Annotated in this window: 15 protein-coding genes and 1 tRNA gene; 10 read left to right on the top strand and 6 right to left on the bottom strand. The window is 65.0% G+C overall.

Annotated features, from left to right (window positions below; all coding sequences use genetic code 11):
• Positions 1 to 91: 91 nt before the first annotated feature.
• A complete protein-coding gene (locus AC0L20_RS03700) occupies positions 92 to 2,569 on the bottom strand; it encodes a PAS domain S-box protein (protein WP_473287489.1) in 2,478 nt (825 codons plus the stop codon).
• Positions 2,570 to 2,784: 215 nt separating this feature from the next.
• Here AC0L20_RS03700 and AC0L20_RS03695 point away from each other — a divergent pair, with 215 nt between their 5' ends.
• From AC0L20_RS03695 to AC0L20_RS03680, 4 genes are all read left to right on the top strand, one after another.
• Entirely contained in the window at positions 2,785 to 3,855 is a 1,071-nt protein-coding gene (locus AC0L20_RS03695) for a zinc-binding metallopeptidase family protein (RefSeq protein WP_473287488.1), read from the top strand.
• 184 nt (positions 3,856 to 4,039) lie between these two features.
• Positions 4,040 to 6,055, top strand: a complete 2,016-nt coding sequence (locus tag AC0L20_RS03690) for an acetyl-CoA carboxylase biotin carboxylase subunit (protein ID WP_473287487.1) — start codon at positions 4,040 to 4,042, stop codon at positions 6,053 to 6,055.
• Positions 6,056 to 6,203: 148 nt separating this feature from the next.
• Positions 6,204 to 7,070, top strand: coding sequence for an isocitrate lyase/PEP mutase family protein (locus tag AC0L20_RS03685; RefSeq protein WP_473287486.1), 867 nt, complete (start codon positions 6,204 to 6,206; stop codon positions 7,068 to 7,070).
• Positions 7,067 to 7,366: an acylphosphatase gene (locus AC0L20_RS03680; RefSeq protein ID WP_007603158.1), complete on the top strand. Its 300-nt coding sequence runs from the start codon at positions 7,067 to 7,069 to the stop codon at positions 7,364 to 7,366. Before AC0L20_RS03685 ends, AC0L20_RS03680 begins: the two co-directional genes overlap by 4 nt.
• Positions 7,367 to 7,374: 8 nt before the next feature.
• On the opposite strand, the gene AC0L20_RS03675 is transcribed toward AC0L20_RS03680, so the two are convergent.
• Complete coding sequence (locus AC0L20_RS03675; RefSeq protein WP_473287485.1) at positions 7,375 to 8,895, bottom strand: ATP-binding protein; 1,521 nt, start codon at positions 8,893 to 8,895, stop codon at positions 7,375 to 7,377.
• Between the two features lie 153 nt (positions 8,896 to 9,048).
• Here AC0L20_RS03675 and AC0L20_RS03670 point away from each other — a divergent pair, with 153 nt between their 5' ends.
• Genes AC0L20_RS03670 through AC0L20_RS03660 form a run of 3 tightly spaced genes read left to right on the top strand, consistent with a single transcriptional unit; the run spans position 9,049 to position 11,721 of the window.
• Complete coding sequence (locus tag AC0L20_RS03670) at positions 9,049 to 9,606, top strand: GbsR/MarR family transcriptional regulator (RefSeq protein WP_473287484.1); 558 nt, start codon at positions 9,049 to 9,051, stop codon at positions 9,604 to 9,606.
• Between the two features lie 16 nt (positions 9,607 to 9,622).
• A complete protein-coding gene (locus AC0L20_RS03665) occupies positions 9,623 to 10,288 on the top strand; it encodes a DUF4166 domain-containing protein (protein ID WP_473287483.1) in 666 nt (221 codons plus the stop codon).
• A complete protein-coding gene (locus AC0L20_RS03660) occupies positions 10,285 to 11,721 on the top strand; it encodes a TIGR01777 family oxidoreductase (protein ID WP_473287482.1) in 1,437 nt (478 codons plus the stop codon). Before AC0L20_RS03665 ends, AC0L20_RS03660 begins: the two co-directional genes overlap by 4 nt.
• A gap of 12 nt (positions 11,722 to 11,733) precedes the next feature.
• On the opposite strand, the gene AC0L20_RS03655 is transcribed toward AC0L20_RS03660, so the two are convergent.
• Entirely contained in the window at positions 11,734 to 12,588 is an 855-nt protein-coding gene (locus AC0L20_RS03655; protein ID WP_473287481.1) for a LysR family transcriptional regulator, read from the bottom strand.
• A 112-nt stretch (positions 12,589 to 12,700) separates the two neighbouring features.
• Here AC0L20_RS03655 and AC0L20_RS03650 point away from each other — a divergent pair, with 112 nt between their 5' ends.
• Entirely contained in the window at positions 12,701 to 13,123 is a 423-nt protein-coding gene (locus AC0L20_RS03650) for a tautomerase family protein (RefSeq protein WP_473287480.1), read from the top strand.
• A gap of 61 nt (positions 13,124 to 13,184) precedes the next feature.
• Here AC0L20_RS03650 and AC0L20_RS03645 read toward each other — a convergent pair whose 3' ends face one another.
• Positions 13,185 to 13,898 (bottom strand): DNA helicase, encoded by a 714-nt coding sequence (locus AC0L20_RS03645; RefSeq protein ID WP_473287479.1) that lies wholly within the window; start codon positions 13,896 to 13,898, stop codon positions 13,185 to 13,187.
• 184 nt (positions 13,899 to 14,082) lie between these two features.
• On the bottom strand, positions 14,083 to 14,820 hold the full coding sequence (gene lipB, locus AC0L20_RS03640; protein ID WP_473287478.1) for a lipoyl(octanoyl) transferase LipB: 738 nt from the start codon (positions 14,818 to 14,820) through the stop codon (positions 14,083 to 14,085).
• A gap of 80 nt (positions 14,821 to 14,900) precedes the next feature.
• On the opposite strand from lipB, the gene AC0L20_RS03635 reads away from it, so the two are divergent.
• Together AC0L20_RS03635 and AC0L20_RS03630 are read left to right on the top strand one after the other, a co-directional pair.
• The gene (locus tag AC0L20_RS03635) at positions 14,901 to 15,143 is read left to right on the top strand and encodes a FliM/FliN family flagellar motor switch protein (protein ID WP_007603171.1); all 243 of its coding nucleotides are present in this window, start codon (positions 14,901 to 14,903) and stop codon (positions 15,141 to 15,143) included.
• A 186-nt stretch (positions 15,144 to 15,329) separates the two neighbouring features.
• Positions 15,330 to 15,414: transfer RNA gene (locus tag AC0L20_RS03630), tRNA-Leu, on the top strand.
• A gap of 144 nt (positions 15,415 to 15,558) precedes the next feature.
• Here the strand turns inward: AC0L20_RS03630 and AC0L20_RS03625 are convergent.
• Positions 15,559 to 16,102: DUF2182 domain-containing protein (locus AC0L20_RS03625; protein ID WP_473287477.1), on the bottom strand; the 544-nt coding region annotated here is incomplete at its 5' end.

The raw sequence follows: 16,102 nt of genomic DNA, 5'->3' as shown, positions 1-16,102 counted from the left end.
GCAATCCAGACTGTTCCCGCGGAAAGATTCTAGATTGCTTCGCTGCGCTCGCAATGACGGAGTTTTTGCCAGCTTCGTGCAATCATAGCACTCACCGCGTCACCGACGGCTTTGCCGTGATCGCCTTGCGCAGGATGCGCGACAGCAATTCCACCGAATACGGCTTCTGGATCAGCTCGAATCCGCGATCGGCGTTCTCGGCGAGAACGTTGCTGTAACCAGAGGTGAGCACGACGGGCAGGCCCGGATAGCGTTCGCGGATGATGCCGGCGAGCTCGACGCCGTTCATGCCGGGCATGATGACGTCGGAGAAGACGAGGTCGACGGCGAACTCGTTCTCGCCGAGGATGGCGAGCGCCGCATTGGCGTTGGCGGCGCGGCGGACGACATAGCCGAGGTCTTCCAGCAGCTCCGTGGAGAAGCGGCCGACTTCGTCGTCGTCTTCCACCACGAGCACGCGATAGCCGCGCCCGGTGGCCGCGGCCTCATAGGTCAGCGCCGCGGCTTCCTGATCCGTCGCGGGGCTTTGCGCCCGCGGCAGATAGATGGTGAAGGTCGCGCCTTCACCATGCGTGCTCGTCACGGCGATGTCGCCCTCCGACTGCTTTGCGAAGCCGAAGGCCTGGCTCAGGCCGAGGCCGGTGCCCTTGCCGACCTCCTTGGTGGTGAAGAACGGCTCGAAGATGGCCTCGATGTTTTCGGGCGCGATGCCGCTGCCGGTGTCGGCGACCGAGATCGCGACATAGTCGCCGCCGCGCGCCGATTGCGCGCGCAGGTTAGGGATGCCCTGGACCTTCCGGACCGCAATGGTGAGACGGCCTTCGCCGTTCATGGCGTCGCGGGCGTTGATGGCGAGGTTGATCAGCGCGGTCTCGAATTGCGCGATATCGGCGACCGTGAAGCAGTCGCCATCGTGAACCTCCACCGCGATTTCGATGCGGCCACCGACCAGCGGCCGGACCAGTTGCGCGACGCCTTCAACCTGGCTGCCGACGTTGAAGATTTGCGGTTTCAGCGGCTGCCGGCGCGCAAACGCCAGCAACTGGGCGGTCAGCTTGGAGGCACGCTCGACGGTGTCGGAGATGGCATCGACATAGCGGCGGCGCCGCTCCTCCGGCAGCTCGCGGCGGCGCAGGAAATCGGTAGCCGAGCGGATGATGGTGAGCAGATTGTTGAAGTCGTGCGCGACGCCGCCGGTGAGCTGGCCGATCGCCTCCATCTTCTGCGATTGCCGCAACGCTTCCTCGCCGCGGCGGCGCTCGGTGATGTCGACAGCCTCGGGCACTGCGCCGGTGATGTTGCCGTGGCGGTCGAGCACCGGGCGCATGCCGAACTCGAAATCGCGCTCGCCGATGGGAAGGCGCAGGCGCATCTCCAGCCGCACGGCTTCGCCCTTGAGCACGGTGTCGAAGGCCTCGCGCACCCGCGCGCTCATGCCCTCCGTCGTGCTGAACCAGGGCGTCTGCCACAACGGCTTTCCAATCACGTCCGCAGAACTCGCCTTGATGGCGTCGAGCACGGTCGTGTTGGCGTAAAGCAGCTCGCCCCTGAGATTGACAAGGCCCTGGTACTGGTTGCTGGTCTCCAGGATCGCGCGCAGCCGCGCCTCATTGGATTCGAGCTCGGCGGTGCGCTCGGCGATGCGTTCTTCCAGCGTCTCGTTGAGCTGCCGCAGCTCGATCTCGGCCTGCTTGGCCACCGTGATGTCATGGGCAACACCGATGAAGCCGATATGCCTGCCGGTCGGGTCCCAGCGCGGCTGCGATTCCGAACGTAGCCAGCGCCATTCGCCGGCGGCGTTTTTGTAGCGGGCTTCCAGCACGAACGGTTTGAGCGATGCTTCGCCCTGAACCGACTGCTGCAGCACATGCGGCAGGTCGTCTGGGTGCAGCACCTTGCGCCAGTCGAAGGAGATGGCCTGGTCATAGGGCAGGCCGACGAAATCGACATAGGCCTGGTTGGCAAAGGACCGTGTGCGGTCGAGCTTGGTGACCCAGATCGGCACCGGCGCGCTGTCGGCGATCAGCCGGAAGCGCTCCTCGCTCTCGCGCAAGGTCTCGCGCACCAGCATCTGGTCGGTGACGTCGATATGGGCGCCCATGAGGCGCAGGGCGCGGCCACCACCGTCGCGCTCGATCTTGGCAACGACGCGGATCCAGCGGGTCTCGCCGTCGCTGGGGCGGATGATGCGGTATTCGGCGGTGTAGTCCTCGCTGCTGCCGGACAGCGCATCGATGAAATGCTTCACCGTAGCGTCGCGGTCGTCGGGATGAATGCGATTGATCCAATCCTCGTGCGACTCGTCGGCGGCTTCCGGCGGCAGGCCGTGGAGCATCAGATATTCCGGCGAACGGCGGTTCTTGAAGCCTTCGCGGAAGTCGACTTCGAGACCGCCGACCTTGCCGATGCGCTGGATGCGCGCAAGCTCGGCTTCGCGTTCCTGGAGCGCGCGATAGGCGTTGTCGCGCTCGCGCGCGACGTCTTCCAGGTGCTGGCGCAGCCTTTCGGCGGCGATGGTCTCGGGCAAAGGATCGTTCAAGGCGTTGGCCGTGGTGATGCGAGAGCGCACGTGGCGGACGGATATTCACACAGACGAAGCGTGATGGCCATTGCCCAAAGGGTATATGGAAAGAAAGACGTCGCCGAATGCAGTGTGGTGGGCATGAAAGAACGCCAGGTCTGGCTATTTGTTCCGAACCTTGGAACGATGAGCCCTCCGTGCGCGTATCCGCGAGGCGCCACAACTTTCACTCATAAAGACTCGCTTTCCGAAGAGGCTAAATCTTGAAGCTTTTTGTCTGCCAGGCCTGCGGCAACGTCATCTATTTTGAGAACCGCGCCTGCGAGCGCTGCGGCCACCGCGTCGCGTTCCTGCCGGAGAAGGAGACGATGTCGGCGATCGAGCCCGACGGAGAGGCCTGGAAGACGCTGGCGACCAAGGGCGAAAGTCGCATGCTGTGCAGCAATGCCGAGCATGATGCCTGCAACTGGCTGACGGACGCGGGCGACACCACCGGCTATTGCCGCGCCTGCCGCCATAACGGCGTCGTGCCGGACCTGTCGGATCAGGCGCAACTCGCTGGCTGGCGCGAGCTGGAGATGGCGAAGCACCGGCTGTTCTATTCCCTGATCCGCTGGAAGCTGCCGCTCCAGACCCGGCAGGACAATCCCGAACATGGCCTGATCTTCAATTTCCTCGCCGACGATCCGCAGAGCGGGCAGAAGGTCCTGACCGGCCACGACAACGGCCTGATCACGATCGCGCTGACCGAGGCCGACGACATCGAGCGCGAGCGGCGCAGGCTGGAGATGGGCGAGCCCTACCGGACGCTGCTCGGGCATTTCCGCCACGAGGTCGGGCACTATTTCTGGGACGTGCTGGTGCGCGACGGCGGCAAGCTGGACGAATGCCGCGCCGTGTTCGGCGACGATTCCGCCGATTATGGCCAGGCCTTGCAGCGCCACTATGCCGAAGGCGCCCCGCCGGACTGGCAGCAGAACTACGTTTCGGCCTATGCGACCACGCACCCCTGGGAGGATTTCGCCGAAACCTGGGCGCACTATCTTCACATCGTCGACACCCTGGAGATGGCCAGCGAGTTCGGCATGGAGGTGCGCCCCAAGGTCGACCGCGACGGGGAGTTGACGACGCGCATCCGATTCAACCCTTACGAGGCGAGGGACGTCGAGGCGATCGTGAACGCATGGCTGCCCTTCACCTTCGCCATGAACAGCGTCAACCGCGCCATGGGCATGCGCGACCTCTATCCGTTCATTCTCTCGCCGGTCGTCGTCGCGAAGCTCGGCTTCATTCACGGCCTGGTCCGGAATGTGGGCAAGGCCGGGAAGCCGTAGGCCACCCAGGGGCCTGCCAGGCCCGTTTCGGTCTTGCTTTGGTCTTGCGCTGGTACGCCAGAGGGGCCGGATTTTGACCGTTGCCTCCCGCCTATTTTGATGTACCACGGGAGCCACACGGCCCGTCCCATAGGCTCCAACGGCCAGGGAAGGGTCCCGCCCAAGGTCGAGACTCAAGAAAAGCATGTTCAAACGCATTCTGATCGCCAATCGCGGCGAAATCGCCTGCCGGGTCATCAAGACCGCTCGCCGCATGGGAGTTCAAACGGTCGCCGTCTATTCCGAAGCCGACCGCGACGCTCTGCATGTCGAGATGGCCGACGAGGCCGTGCTGATCGGCCCGCCGGCTGCGGCCGAGAGTTATCTGGTGATCGAGAAGATCGTGGAGGCCTGCCGCAAGACCGGCGCCGAGGCCGTGCATCCCGGTTACGGCTTCCTGTCCGAGCGCGAGGCGTTTCCGCGCGCACTGGAGGCGGCCGGCATCGTCTTCATCGGCCCCAACCCGGGCGCGATCGCAGCGATGGGCGACAAGATCGAATCCAAGAAGGCCGCCGCGAAAGCAAAAGTCTCGACCGTGCCCGGCTACCTCGGCGTCATCGAGGACGCAACGCACGCGGTCAAGATCGCCGACGAGATCGGTTATCCCGTGATGATCAAGGCCTCCGCTGGTGGCGGCGGCAAGGGCATGCGCATCGCGCATTCGACCTCCGAGGTCGCAGAGGGTTTCAACCTCGCCAAGGCCGAGGCCAAAGCCTCGTTCGGCGACGACCGGGTCTTCATTGAAAAGTTCATCGTCGATCCCCGCCATATCGAGATCCAGCTGCTGGGCGACAAGCACGGCAACGTGATCTATCTCGGCGAGCGCGAATGCTCGATCCAACGCCGCAACCAAAAGGTCATCGAGGAAGCGCCGTCTCCGCTGCTCGACGAAGCCACCCGCCGCAAGATGGGCGAGCAGGCGGTCGCACTCGCTAAGGCGGTGAATTACGACTCTGCCGGCACCGTCGAATTCGTCGCCGGGCAGGACAAGAGCTTCTACTTCCTGGAGATGAACACGCGCCTCCAGGTCGAGCATCCCGTCACCGAGCTTGTCACCGGCGTCGACCTCGTCGAGCAGATGCTCCGCGTCGCCGCCGGCGAGAAGCTCGCCATTGCGCAGAAGGACGTCACACTGACGGGCTGGGCAGTGGAGTCGCGTCTCTACGCCGAGGACCCGTTCCGCAACTTCCTGCCCTCGATCGGGCGCCTCGTGAAATACCGACCGCCGGCGGAAGCGAGCCAGGACGGCATCACCGTGCGCAACGACACCGGCGTGCAGGAGGGCGGCGAGATCTCGATCCATTACGATCCGATGATCGCCAAGCTCGTCACCCACGCGCCGTCGCGCGCGGCCGCGATCGAGGCGCAGGCCACCGCGCTGGATTCGTTCTACGTGGACGGTATCCGCCACAACATCCCGTTCCTGTCGGCGTTGATGCATCATCCGCGCTGGCGCGAAGGCCGGCTCTCCACCGGCTTCATCGCCGAGGAGTTCCCCAAGGGCTTTGCCGTGCGCGTGCCGGAAGGCGAGATCGCACGGCGGCTTGCCGCGGTCGGCGCCGCCATCGATCACGTGCTGGGCGAGCGCAAGCGGCAGATCTCGGGTCAGATGGGCGGCCGCATCGTGCAGCGCGAGCGTCGCCGAGCGGTCTGGCTCGAGCGCCAGGAGATCCTGCTGGAGATCGCGCGCGACGGCGAGGCGGTCGCGGTGCGTTTCGTCGATGCCGACGGCAAGGCCGGCAATGCGCATCTGTTGCAGTCGCCGTGGAAGCCAGGCGATCCGGTCTGGCAGGGCACCATCGACGGCCACGTCGTGGCGGTGCAGGTGCGCCCGATCGCGAACGGCATCCGCCTCGCGCATCAGGGCGTCGAGGTGCCGGTCTATGTCTGGACCGAAGCGGAAGCAGCCTCGGCGCGGCTGATGCCGGTGACCACGGCTGCCGACACCGGCAAGAAGCTGCTTTGTCCGATGCCCGGCCTCGTGGTCTCGATCGCGGTGACCGAAGGGCAGGAGGTCAAGGCCGGCGAGACTCTCGCGGTGGTCGAAGCCATGAAGATGCAGAACGTGCTCCGCGCCGAGCAGGACGGCACCGTAAAGAAGATCCACGCCAGCGCCGGCGCGACGCTCGCGGTGGATGCGCTGATTTTGGAGTTTGCGTAAGCTCTCCGGAGCAAAACACTAGACCCTCACCCTGAGGAGCCGCGCGTGCGCGGCGTCTCGAAGGGCGAGGCCACCAGCCGGGCCTTCATCCTTCGAGACGCGCGCAAGTGCACGCTCCTCAGGATGAGGATTTTGGAGTGAGGCAACCATGGCCTTTCGTTCCCGCCGCGAAAAACTGCGCTCGATCCTGTCGGGCGGAACTTGCGTCCATCCCGGCTCGGTCTACGACGCCATCTCGATCCGCATCGCCGAGGATCTCGGTTTCCCGCTCGGCATGTTCGGCGGCTCGGTGGCTTCGCTCGCGGTGCTCGGCGACCCCGACATCACGCTGATCACGCTCACCGAGCTTGCCGAGCAGATGCGGCGGATGTCGCGTGCGGCAGCGCTTCCGGTGCTGGTTGATGCCGATCACGGCTATGGCAACGCGCTCAACGTGCGCCGCACGGTGCAGGAGCTGGAAACGGCGGGCGCCGCCGGCCTCACCATCGAGGACACGCTGTTGCCGGCTGGCTTCGGCGAAGCGAAGACCCAGCTGATCTCGCTGGAGGAGGGCGTCGGCAAGATGAAGGCGGCACTCGACGGCCGCGGCGATCCTTCGCTCGTCATCATGGGTCGCACCGGTGCGGCCTCGATCACCTCGGTCGAGGATGCGATCCGCCGCGCCAGGGCCTACGAGGCCGCCGGCGTCGATGCGCTGTTCTTCACCGGCATCAAGTCGCGCGCCGAGCTGGACGCCATCGCATCTGCGACGCGCCTGCCGATCGTGCTCGGCGGCGCGCCGGAGGAGTTGAACGTGCTCGAATACCTCGCTGGCCAGCGCGTGCGCATCGCGCTTCAGGGCCACGCGCCGATCGCGGCCGCAACGCAGGCCGTCTACGAGACGCAGAAGGCGTTGCGCGACGGTATCGCGCCGAAGAATCTCAAAGGCCTCCCGTCATCGGACTTGACCAGCCGCCTCACGCGCGAGGCCGACGTCAAGGCGCGCAGCGCCCTTGTCCTCGGATTGAAACAATGAGCCGGGCGATCCTCCAGGTCATGATCCGCGGCCGCGTGCAGGGCGTCGGCTACCGGGCCTGGCTCGAGTATCAGGCGACGACGTGCGGTCTCGAAGGCTGGGTCCGCAACCGCCGCGATGGCAGCGTCGAAGCGCTGTTCGCGGGGCCGCCAAAGCACGTCGCCGATATGGTTGCGCTGTGCCGCCACGGCCCGCCGTCCTCGCGCGTCGACAGCGTCACCAGCGAGACGGCCGACGTCGATGAGCTGAACTTGCGCCGGGCAGGCGAGGCGTTTTCGGTGTTGCCGACGGTGTAGCTAAGGAATCACCGCGGCAGCTTGGCGATCGCTTCGCTCAATTCGTGGATCTCGTAGGGCTTGCGCAGAATCGGGAAATCGCCGCGCACGCCTGCTGCGACTTCGCTGTATCCGGTGGCGAGCAGGATCGGCAGGCCGGGGCGGATCTGGCGAAGGTGATGGGCGAGGCTGAGCCCGTCCATCTTGCCGGGCATGACGATATCCGAGAACACGAAATCGACGCCGTTCTTCTCGATCTCGCTCAAGGCGGCTTCGGCGTCCGCGACCCGGCGCACCTGATAGCCGAGCTGCTCCAGAAGGCCGATGCTGACGGCGGCGACGTCTGGATTGTCCTCGACCAGCAGCACCGTGCCGCTGCCTTGGAACGCCGGTTCTCCCGCCGCCTCGCGCGATGGCTCGTCTTCTCCGCGCGGCAGGAGGATGGTGAACGTCGTGCCCTTGCCGAGCGCGCTCGCGACCCGGATCGTGCCGCCGGCCTGATGGGCGAAGCCGTGCACCTGGGAGAGACCGAGGCCGGTGCCCTTTCCGATCGGCTTGGTGGTGAAGAACGGCTCGAAGATCTTGTCGAGAACGTCGGAGGGAATGCCGAGGCCGGTATCGCTGACGTCGATCGCGATGAATTCGCCCACGAGGGGGTCCTCGTCGAGCACGAGATTGCGCGCTGCGATCGTCACCGTGCCTCCGTCGGGCATCGCGTCGCGGGCATTGATGACGAGGTTGAGCAGGGCGGTCTCGAGCTCGGAAACGTCGGTCCTGATCGGCCAGACGTCGCCGCTGACGTCGAAAGCCACGCGCACGGAGCTGCCGACGCCGGCGTCGAGCACCTCGCGGATCGCCGCGATGCGGTCGGCGAAGTCGATCGCCTGCGGATTGACGCTCTGCCGCCGTGCGAAGGTGAGGAGCTGGTTGGTCAGCGCGGCGCCGCGCCTGGTGGCGGTCTCGATGGCCGAGATCGCGCGCTGAAGCTTGGCTTCGTCGTCGGCCCCTCGCTTCAGCATGTGGAGGCTGCCGCTGATGATCATCAGGAGGTTGTTGAAATCGTGGGCGACCCCGCCGGTGAGTTGGCCGAGCGCGTCGAATTTCTGCGATTCGGCGAGCTGCTTCTGCATCGCCTCGAGCTTGATGTGGGTATTGCGGCGCTCGGTGATGTCGCGTGTGATCTTGGCGAAGCCGACCAGCTTGCCGTCCTCGTAGATCGGATCGATCACGACGCTGGCCCAGAAGAAGGTGCCGTCCTTGCGGACGCGCCAGCCTTCCTCCTCGTAGCGGCCCTTGTCCCGCGCGATCCCGAGCGCACGGGCGGGCTTGCCGTTGGCGCGGTCGGTCTCGGTGTAGAAACGGGAAAAGTGCTGGCCGAGGATCTCCCCGGGCGAATAGCCCTTGATGCGCTCGCCGCCGATGTTCCAGCTGGTGATTCTCCCGGTGGGATCCAGCATGTAGAGCGCGTAGTCGGCAACTCCTTCAACTAACAGGCGGAAACTGCGTTCGCTTTCGAACAAGTCCCTCTGCTGACTAGACTTCTCGACCATTCCCGCACCCTGCCTCAACGGGGGCAAACGCAGCACGTGGCGGATTGTTCCCGGGAGTTTGGAACCTTTTTAGGCAATATTGCGAGCCCGTATGCAGGACGCAAGCCAGCGGATGCTCTTGACACCCGATCCTATCCGTCAGATATTTCTGTTATGACAGAAATAACCGGAAGAAAGAAACTCCCAGCCGCCGTCGAGCTATTCATCCTGCATTGGGGTGACATGGGGGACGAGTGGGGCGTCAATCGCTCGGTCAGCCAGATCCACGGGCTGCTCTATCTGGCCGAGGCGCCGATGACGGCCGAGGACATCGCCGACACCCTCGGCATGGCCCGCTCCAACGTCTCCAACTCGCTCAAGGAGCTGCTTGCCTGGAACCTGATCCGGCGCGTCCCGATTCTCGGCGATCGCCGCGACCATTACGAGGCCGAGACCGACATCTGGGAGGTTGCGGCCAGGATCGCGGCGCGGCGCAAGGAGCGGGAGCTTGATCCGGCGATCACAGCGCTCAGAGCCTGCGTGTCCGATGCTGCGGACGATCCGACCATCAATCCGGTCGCGAGCAAACGGCTGAAGGAGATGCTCGCCTTCACCGAGCTCGCCGACCACTGGTTCATGCAGATGCTGAAGGTGCCGCGGCCGCGGCTGGCCGCCTTGATGCGGCTTGGTGAGAAGATCGCCAATCTGCTGCCGCTGGGCAAGGCCAAATAGGTTTGAGGAGGGTGCGATGACGTCGGCAAGATTATCAGGCTCCAACGCATCGACCTTCGCTCACACGAAACTGCTCGACGATCGCCGCTTCCGCGCGCTGCTGTCGGACGAGGATTGGGGCCGGCTGCCGCTGGCGACGTGGCGACGTTTTTCGAAACGCGTCGCCGACGGCGACAGCGTCGTCTATGTCGGTGTGGTCGACGAGATCAGCTTCAGCGACATCGGCTGGTGGTTCGCACAAGCCGCGCGCCTGATCGGCGGTCCGCTGCCGACCGGCCGCGACACCGGCGTCCCCATCATCGTCACGGTGACCGAAGACGCCGGCGGGGGCGGCCAGACCTGGACCCGCATCTGCGCGCGCAAGCGCGGCTTTCCGCAAGTGATCCATTCCGCCAAACGTTTTGCCGGCCCGACCGGGCTGGAAGAATATGTCGGCTTCGGCGTCTCGATGGCGCTGCGCATCACGGTCGAGGACCAAGCGCTGACGTTTCGCAGCGCCGGCTACGGACTCCAGTTTGGACGCGTGTGGATTCCGCTGCCGCGATGGCTGACGCCGGGCGATCTCACGGTGACACACAGCGATCTCGGCGAGGGCGCCTTCCGCTTCACCCTCGATGTCGTTCATCCGCGTTACGGCGGGCTGATCCACCAGTCCGCCATGTTCAGGGAGGCCGTGTCATGACACAGCTCATGTGGACGCTTATCGCCATCCAGATCGTAATGGGCGTGTTCGACACCTTCTATCATCACGAATTCACCGAGCGCCTGGCCTGGCGTCCGTCGCAGCGTTTCGAATTGAAGCTGCACGGCATTCGCAACATGCTTTATGCGCTGCTGTTCCTCGTGCTCGGCTGGCTCGAAGTCCATGGCGCGCTGGCGCTGCTGATCGTCGCGGTGCTGGTCGCCGAGATCGTCATCACGCTGATGGATTTCGTCGAGGAGGATCTCAGCCGAAAACTGCCGCCGAGCGAGCGGATCAATCACACGCTGCTCGCGATCAATTACGGCGCCATCCTGGTGTTGCTGTTGCCGGTGCTGATCGATTGGGCCACGCAGCCCCTCGGCGTGATGGTCGTGTATCAGGGCCTGCTCAGCATTGCCGCGACGGCGTGTGCGGTCGGCGCGGCGCTGTGCGGTGTCAGGGATTTTGCGGCGATGCGCCGGCTCAGCCGCATGAAAAGCGTTCCCGCGCATGGGCTCGTCGAAAAGCTGTCCGGCCGCAAGACGGTGCTGATATCTGGCGCCACCGGCTTCATCGGCAGCCGCCTCGCAGCGAGCCTCAGCGGAGCGGGGCATCACGTCATCGCGCTGATCCGCAATCCCGCGAAGGCCGAGATGCTGCCGCCCCCGGTCACGCTGATCACGAGCCTCGATCAGCTCGCCTCTGACGCGCCTATCGACGCTGTCGTCAATCTCGCCGGCGAGCCCATCGGCAACGGCCTGTGGACCGAGGCGAAGCGCGCGAAGATTCTCGGCTCGCGCATCGACATGACCGGCGAGATCGTCAAGCTGATCGCGCGGCTCGAACGCAAGCCCGAGGTGCTCGTCAGCGGCTCTGCGATCGGCTGGTATGGCCTGTGGGCCGACCAGGTGCTGACGGAATCGGCGAAGTCGCACGCCTGCTTCAGCCACGAGCTGTGTGCGGCCTGGGAGGCGGCGGCGCGGCCGGCGGAGGAGCTCGGCGTCCGCGTGGTCAATTTGCGCATCGGCCTCGTGCTCGGCACCGAAGGCGGCTTCGTCACGCGCTTGCTGACGCCGTTCGAGTTCGGGCTCGGCGGTCCCATCGGCAACGGGCGGCAATGGATGTCCTGGATCGAGCGCGACGATCTGATCCGGCTGATCGCCTATGTGATGGCGACGCCCGATCTCGCCGGTCCCGTCAACGCCACCGCGCCGATCCCCGTCACCAACGCAAAGTTCAGCGAGGAGCTAGGCCGCCGCCTGCATCGGCCTGCGGTGTTCCGGATTCCCGGCGGCCTGCTGCGCCGGATCGGCGGCGGTTTCGCCGACGAGCTCCTGCTCGGCGGTCAGCGCGTGCTGCCCAACAAGGCGCTGAGCCGCGGTTTTGTGTTCCGGCACGAGACGCTGCGCAGCGCGTTCGAAGCAATCTTGTAAAGCCGTGCGGCGTCAGATCGCCGCCACGCTCCGGAACGTTGCCGCGACTGCGCGCAGCGCCGCCAGCTTGGCGGGATCGCTGACCTTCGAATGTAACATCACCTTCGAGCTGCCGAGTTTCGGCAGCTTGTGGGTCGGTCCGATGTCGACCAGCCCGGGGGGCGCGATCCGTCGCGCCAGCGGCGCGATTGCAAGTCCGGCGAGCGCGGCTGCAACCACGGCGGTGACGCCGCCGCCAACGAAGCGCTCACGCCATTTCAGGCCGGCTTTGTCGAGCGCGCGCACCGCGATGGCGCGGACCCCACAGGGCCGGGCGAGCGTCGCAAGCGGCAAAGGCTGCCCCTTTGGCACCGTGAAGCGTCGTGACGCGAACCAGCCGAACTCATCCTCGGCCAGCTTCTCGCCGCCGCGCCGGCTGCCTTCCTGGCGCACGATCACCGCATCCAGTCGGCCCGAATCATAGGCCTTCTGCATCTCGCGCGAGAAACCGATGGCGACGGCGAGCGTGAGGTTCGACGACATCGCATGCAGGCGTTCGAGCAGGGGTACCAGCTCTGGGCCCGCGGCATGGTCGGAGATGCCGAGCGAGAGCGACTGCGCGACTGAGGCCTCGCCCGACAGCGCGCGATCATGCGCCGCGATCAGCGCGCGGGCGCGCTCGAGGAACGCTGCGCCATCCGCGGTAAGACGGACCGCGCGCGGCGAGCGCTCGACGAGACGTTTTCCCAGCAGCGTCTCCAGCCGTTGAAGCTTGAGGCTGACGGCCGCCTGGGTCGTGCCAAGCGCTTCGGCGGTACGCGTAAAGCTCTGGAGGTCGGCGACCAGCAGGAAGGCCTGGACGGTGGCAATGTCGAGCGTTGCTGTCATTATGATATCTTATCACTGGTATCAACAGAGATAAGATACCAAAATGTCGAGGGCGGGTCTAGCTTCTCCCCAACGCCGCGCAACACCTGCGCGACATCCGAGGAGAACGACCATGCCGCTGATCACCGTGTCCTACACCACCTCCCGCCAGTCGCCCTCGCTGAAGGCCGACATCGCGAGCGCCGTGTCCGAGCTCACCGCAAAAATCCTGCACAAGGATCCTGAGGTCACCGCTATCATCGTGAAGTCGGTGGAGGCGGCCGACTGGTTCGCCGGCGGCAAGTCGCTCGCAGAGCAAAAGCTCGCGAGCTACTGGATCGACATCCATGTCAGCGAAGGCACCAACACCAAGGACGAGAAGGCCACCTATCTCGCCGCGATGTTCAAGCGCATGGCCGGGATCCTGGGCCCGCTGCATCACGAGACCTATCTGCACGTCGACGAGGTCAAGGGCGATGCCTACGGCTTTGGCGGCCTGACCCAGGAGCGGCGCTACATCGCCGGCAAGCTCGAGGTTTCGCCCGAGAAGGCGTGAGGAGGGAGGCCGCGGGTGAATAACCGCACCCGCGGCCTGAACCGGTTGGGCCTCCTGATCGTCAGCTCGCTATTCGAAACTGAACTTCGTCCTTGTTCAGGAAACAAGTCTTGTCGAACAGCTTCAGGTCGAGCGGGTTCGGCAGCCTGACATCGTCCAGGTCAGGGCAAGGCTTGAGCGAGGGATCATAGGAACGGTCGATCTGCGAGATGAAGACGACGATCAATCCCTTGTCGCGCGCGAATGATTTCAACGCGCGCACCTGAACGGTGAGGTCGGGATTTTCCCGCCGCTGGTCGAGCAGTTGCAGATAGTCGATCACCACGACCGTGCCGCGCGGTGCTGCGGCCATCTGCTTGACGACGTAGTCGGCACTGATGGCGTCGGAGCAATCGACCTCGAACAGTTTTTCGAATTGCGCCAGGTCCACGCCGATCGCCCGAAAGCGATCGAAGACGTCTTTCTCGGTGTATTCCAGCGAGAAGAACGCGGCGCGATGGCCTGACCGCATCGCCTCCACGGCAAGCTCGAGGCTCATCAGGGTCTTGCCCTGGCCGGGACGCGCGCCCACCAACACCAGGTCCCCCGGTTGGAATTGCGGGAAGAGCCTGTTGGTCGGCGTCGCTGCGGTAGCTTTCGCCGCGAGCATGCTCCATGCGGAAAAACCTTCCGTCGCGGCGATGCGGTCGAGCGCATCGTGCAGCGGGATGCCTTCCTGGCGGGACAGACGCCTCGCTCGTCGCTTCAGATGATAGATGGGTGCAGACAGTCTCATCGCAAAAACCTCCCATTGCGAGCTGAAACGCAATCCCTCCTTATGCCTGGCGCTCGAACAGTCGGTCCGATGGTCAATTCGCCCGGCATGACATCTACTTTCCCGGCGGAGGGGGGAGGCGTGGGCGACACCGAGATCAAGCGTAGCTGATTCCGGGTTTGCGGAGAATGAGGGAGACCGGAAGTTAGGCCGCTGCTTCCGGCATCAGCGCCCGGGTGGGCCCGAACAGCTCCTCGAACGCCTGCCGGAGCGCGACGTCGACATCGGCCATCGTCACGAGCTGGCCGAGGTCGACCAGCGAGGTGACGCCGTAGCGGGGATCGGCGACGCCGCAGGGCACGATGCCGGCGAAATGCGACAGCTCCGGCTCGACATTGATGGCGATGCCGTGGAACGAGACCCAGCGCTTCAGCCGGACGCCGATCGCCGCGATCTTGTCCTCGTGCTCGGGTCCCTTGTCGGGCCGCTTGACCCAGACGCCGACCCGGTCCTCGCGCCGCTCGCCACGGATGTTGAAGGCGGCGAGTGTCCGCAGGATCAACTCTTCCAGGCTCGCGACATAGGCCCGGACATCCGGCCGGCGGCGCCTCAGGTCGAGCATGACATAGGCCACGCGCTGGCCGGGCCCGTGGTAGGTGAGCTGCCCGCCGCGCCCGGTGGCAAAGATCGGGAATCGGGCATCGAGCAGGTCGGTGGCCTTGCCGGAGGTGCCGGACGTGTAGAGCGGGGGGTGCTCCAGCAGCCAGACCCGCTCCGGAGCTTCATCCGCCGCAATCGCCGCGACGCGCGCCTCCATTTCGGCCACGGCCTCCGGATAGGGCACGGGCGCGTCCGAAATCCGCCACTCCACGGGCTCGCCGGAGGAGGCGGAAAACGACGTTAAATCGAGCTCTTGGCGGGGGTTTTGGGGTGAATTAACCATTGGCTAACCATAACCGGGTGATGATCCGAGGCGCAAATACCAAGTCCCTAGTCCTAGTCCCAAGTTGCGGTGGTGCTGAAGTGCCGACTCTCGACAAAGTCACCGTGGATCTCATGGTCGTCCTCGGGACGACAACCATGCCGATCCATCAGGTATTACGTCTTTCCCGCGGCGCCATCATCGAGCTGGACGCAACCGAGGCCGACGAGGTCAAGGTTTTGGCCAATAATCTGCCGGTCGCCTCCGGCGTTGTGCTGGTCGACCGCAACCGGATCGCGGTCGAGGTCAAGCAGATGCTGCCACGTATCCCGGGCACGCGGTAGCGGCCAGGGCACGCGTAGCGGCCTGGGCAGGCGGAAAAAGGCTGATCCCGGCGCAAGGAGCCGGAACTTTCCCGCCAAGCTTGTGGAATTCAGGGCCTTTGGAGGCTTGTACCCCTCTGATGGATTTGTTAGATCGGCGCCGTTGATCCGGTTGGCCTTCAAAGCCTCAAGCCGGCATCCCCAAAAGCGCTCGTGGCGGAATTGGTAGACGCGCTGCCTTGAGGTGGCAGTGAGTAAAATCGTGGGGGTTCGAGTCCCTCCGAGCGCACCAAGCAAACAGACACGCGAAAGATTGTTTCGCGATTTTCGGTGCCCGCCGTGTTCGCGCTGCGGACCCTGGAACGAGGCCTCCCCAAATCTTCGATGTTCGATCTCGCGGCCGAGAGTCGGCGCGATCGTCGTCCGCGCCTCGCAATCACTTCGGCAAGGTCAGCAGGAGCCACGCGCCCGCGGCCACACAGGCAATGCCGGCAGCGCGCGCGATCCAGCGTCCCACCGGCGTGACTTTCTCCAAAAGTACAAGCAACGACAGAAGCGCAATCCAGAGCACGTTCATCACGCCGCCCACGAACAACAGCGCCATCAAGACCCAGCAGCAGCCGACACAATAGCCTCCATGCCGAAAACCCAGCAGCAAGCAGCCTCGCAGGTCGCTGCGAAAGCCGCCGTGGCGCATCAGGAACAGAAACGGCGACTGGCATTGGGCGAGACAGATGTCTTTGAACCGTGTCCATTGATAGACGCCCGCCGCGATCAGCACGATGCCGCCGAGCAAGTTGCTCGCGATCGCCATCCGGGAATCCAGCAGGGTGGCCCGCTCGATCGCCCATTGGAGCAGGGTGGCTGCCAGCGAAAAGCCGCACCAGGCCAGGAGATAGCCGGCGGCAAACCAGCCGGTCGCGGCGAATGGCTTGCCTTGCGCTTTGCCTTGTCGACCTACGCGGGCGTACATCAGGATC

The sequence above is a fragment of the Bradyrhizobium sp. Kon58 genome (assembly GCF_055807455.1).
The sequence above is the reverse complement of the archived record's forward strand: the minus strand, read 5'-3'. Positions and strand labels throughout refer to the sequence as shown.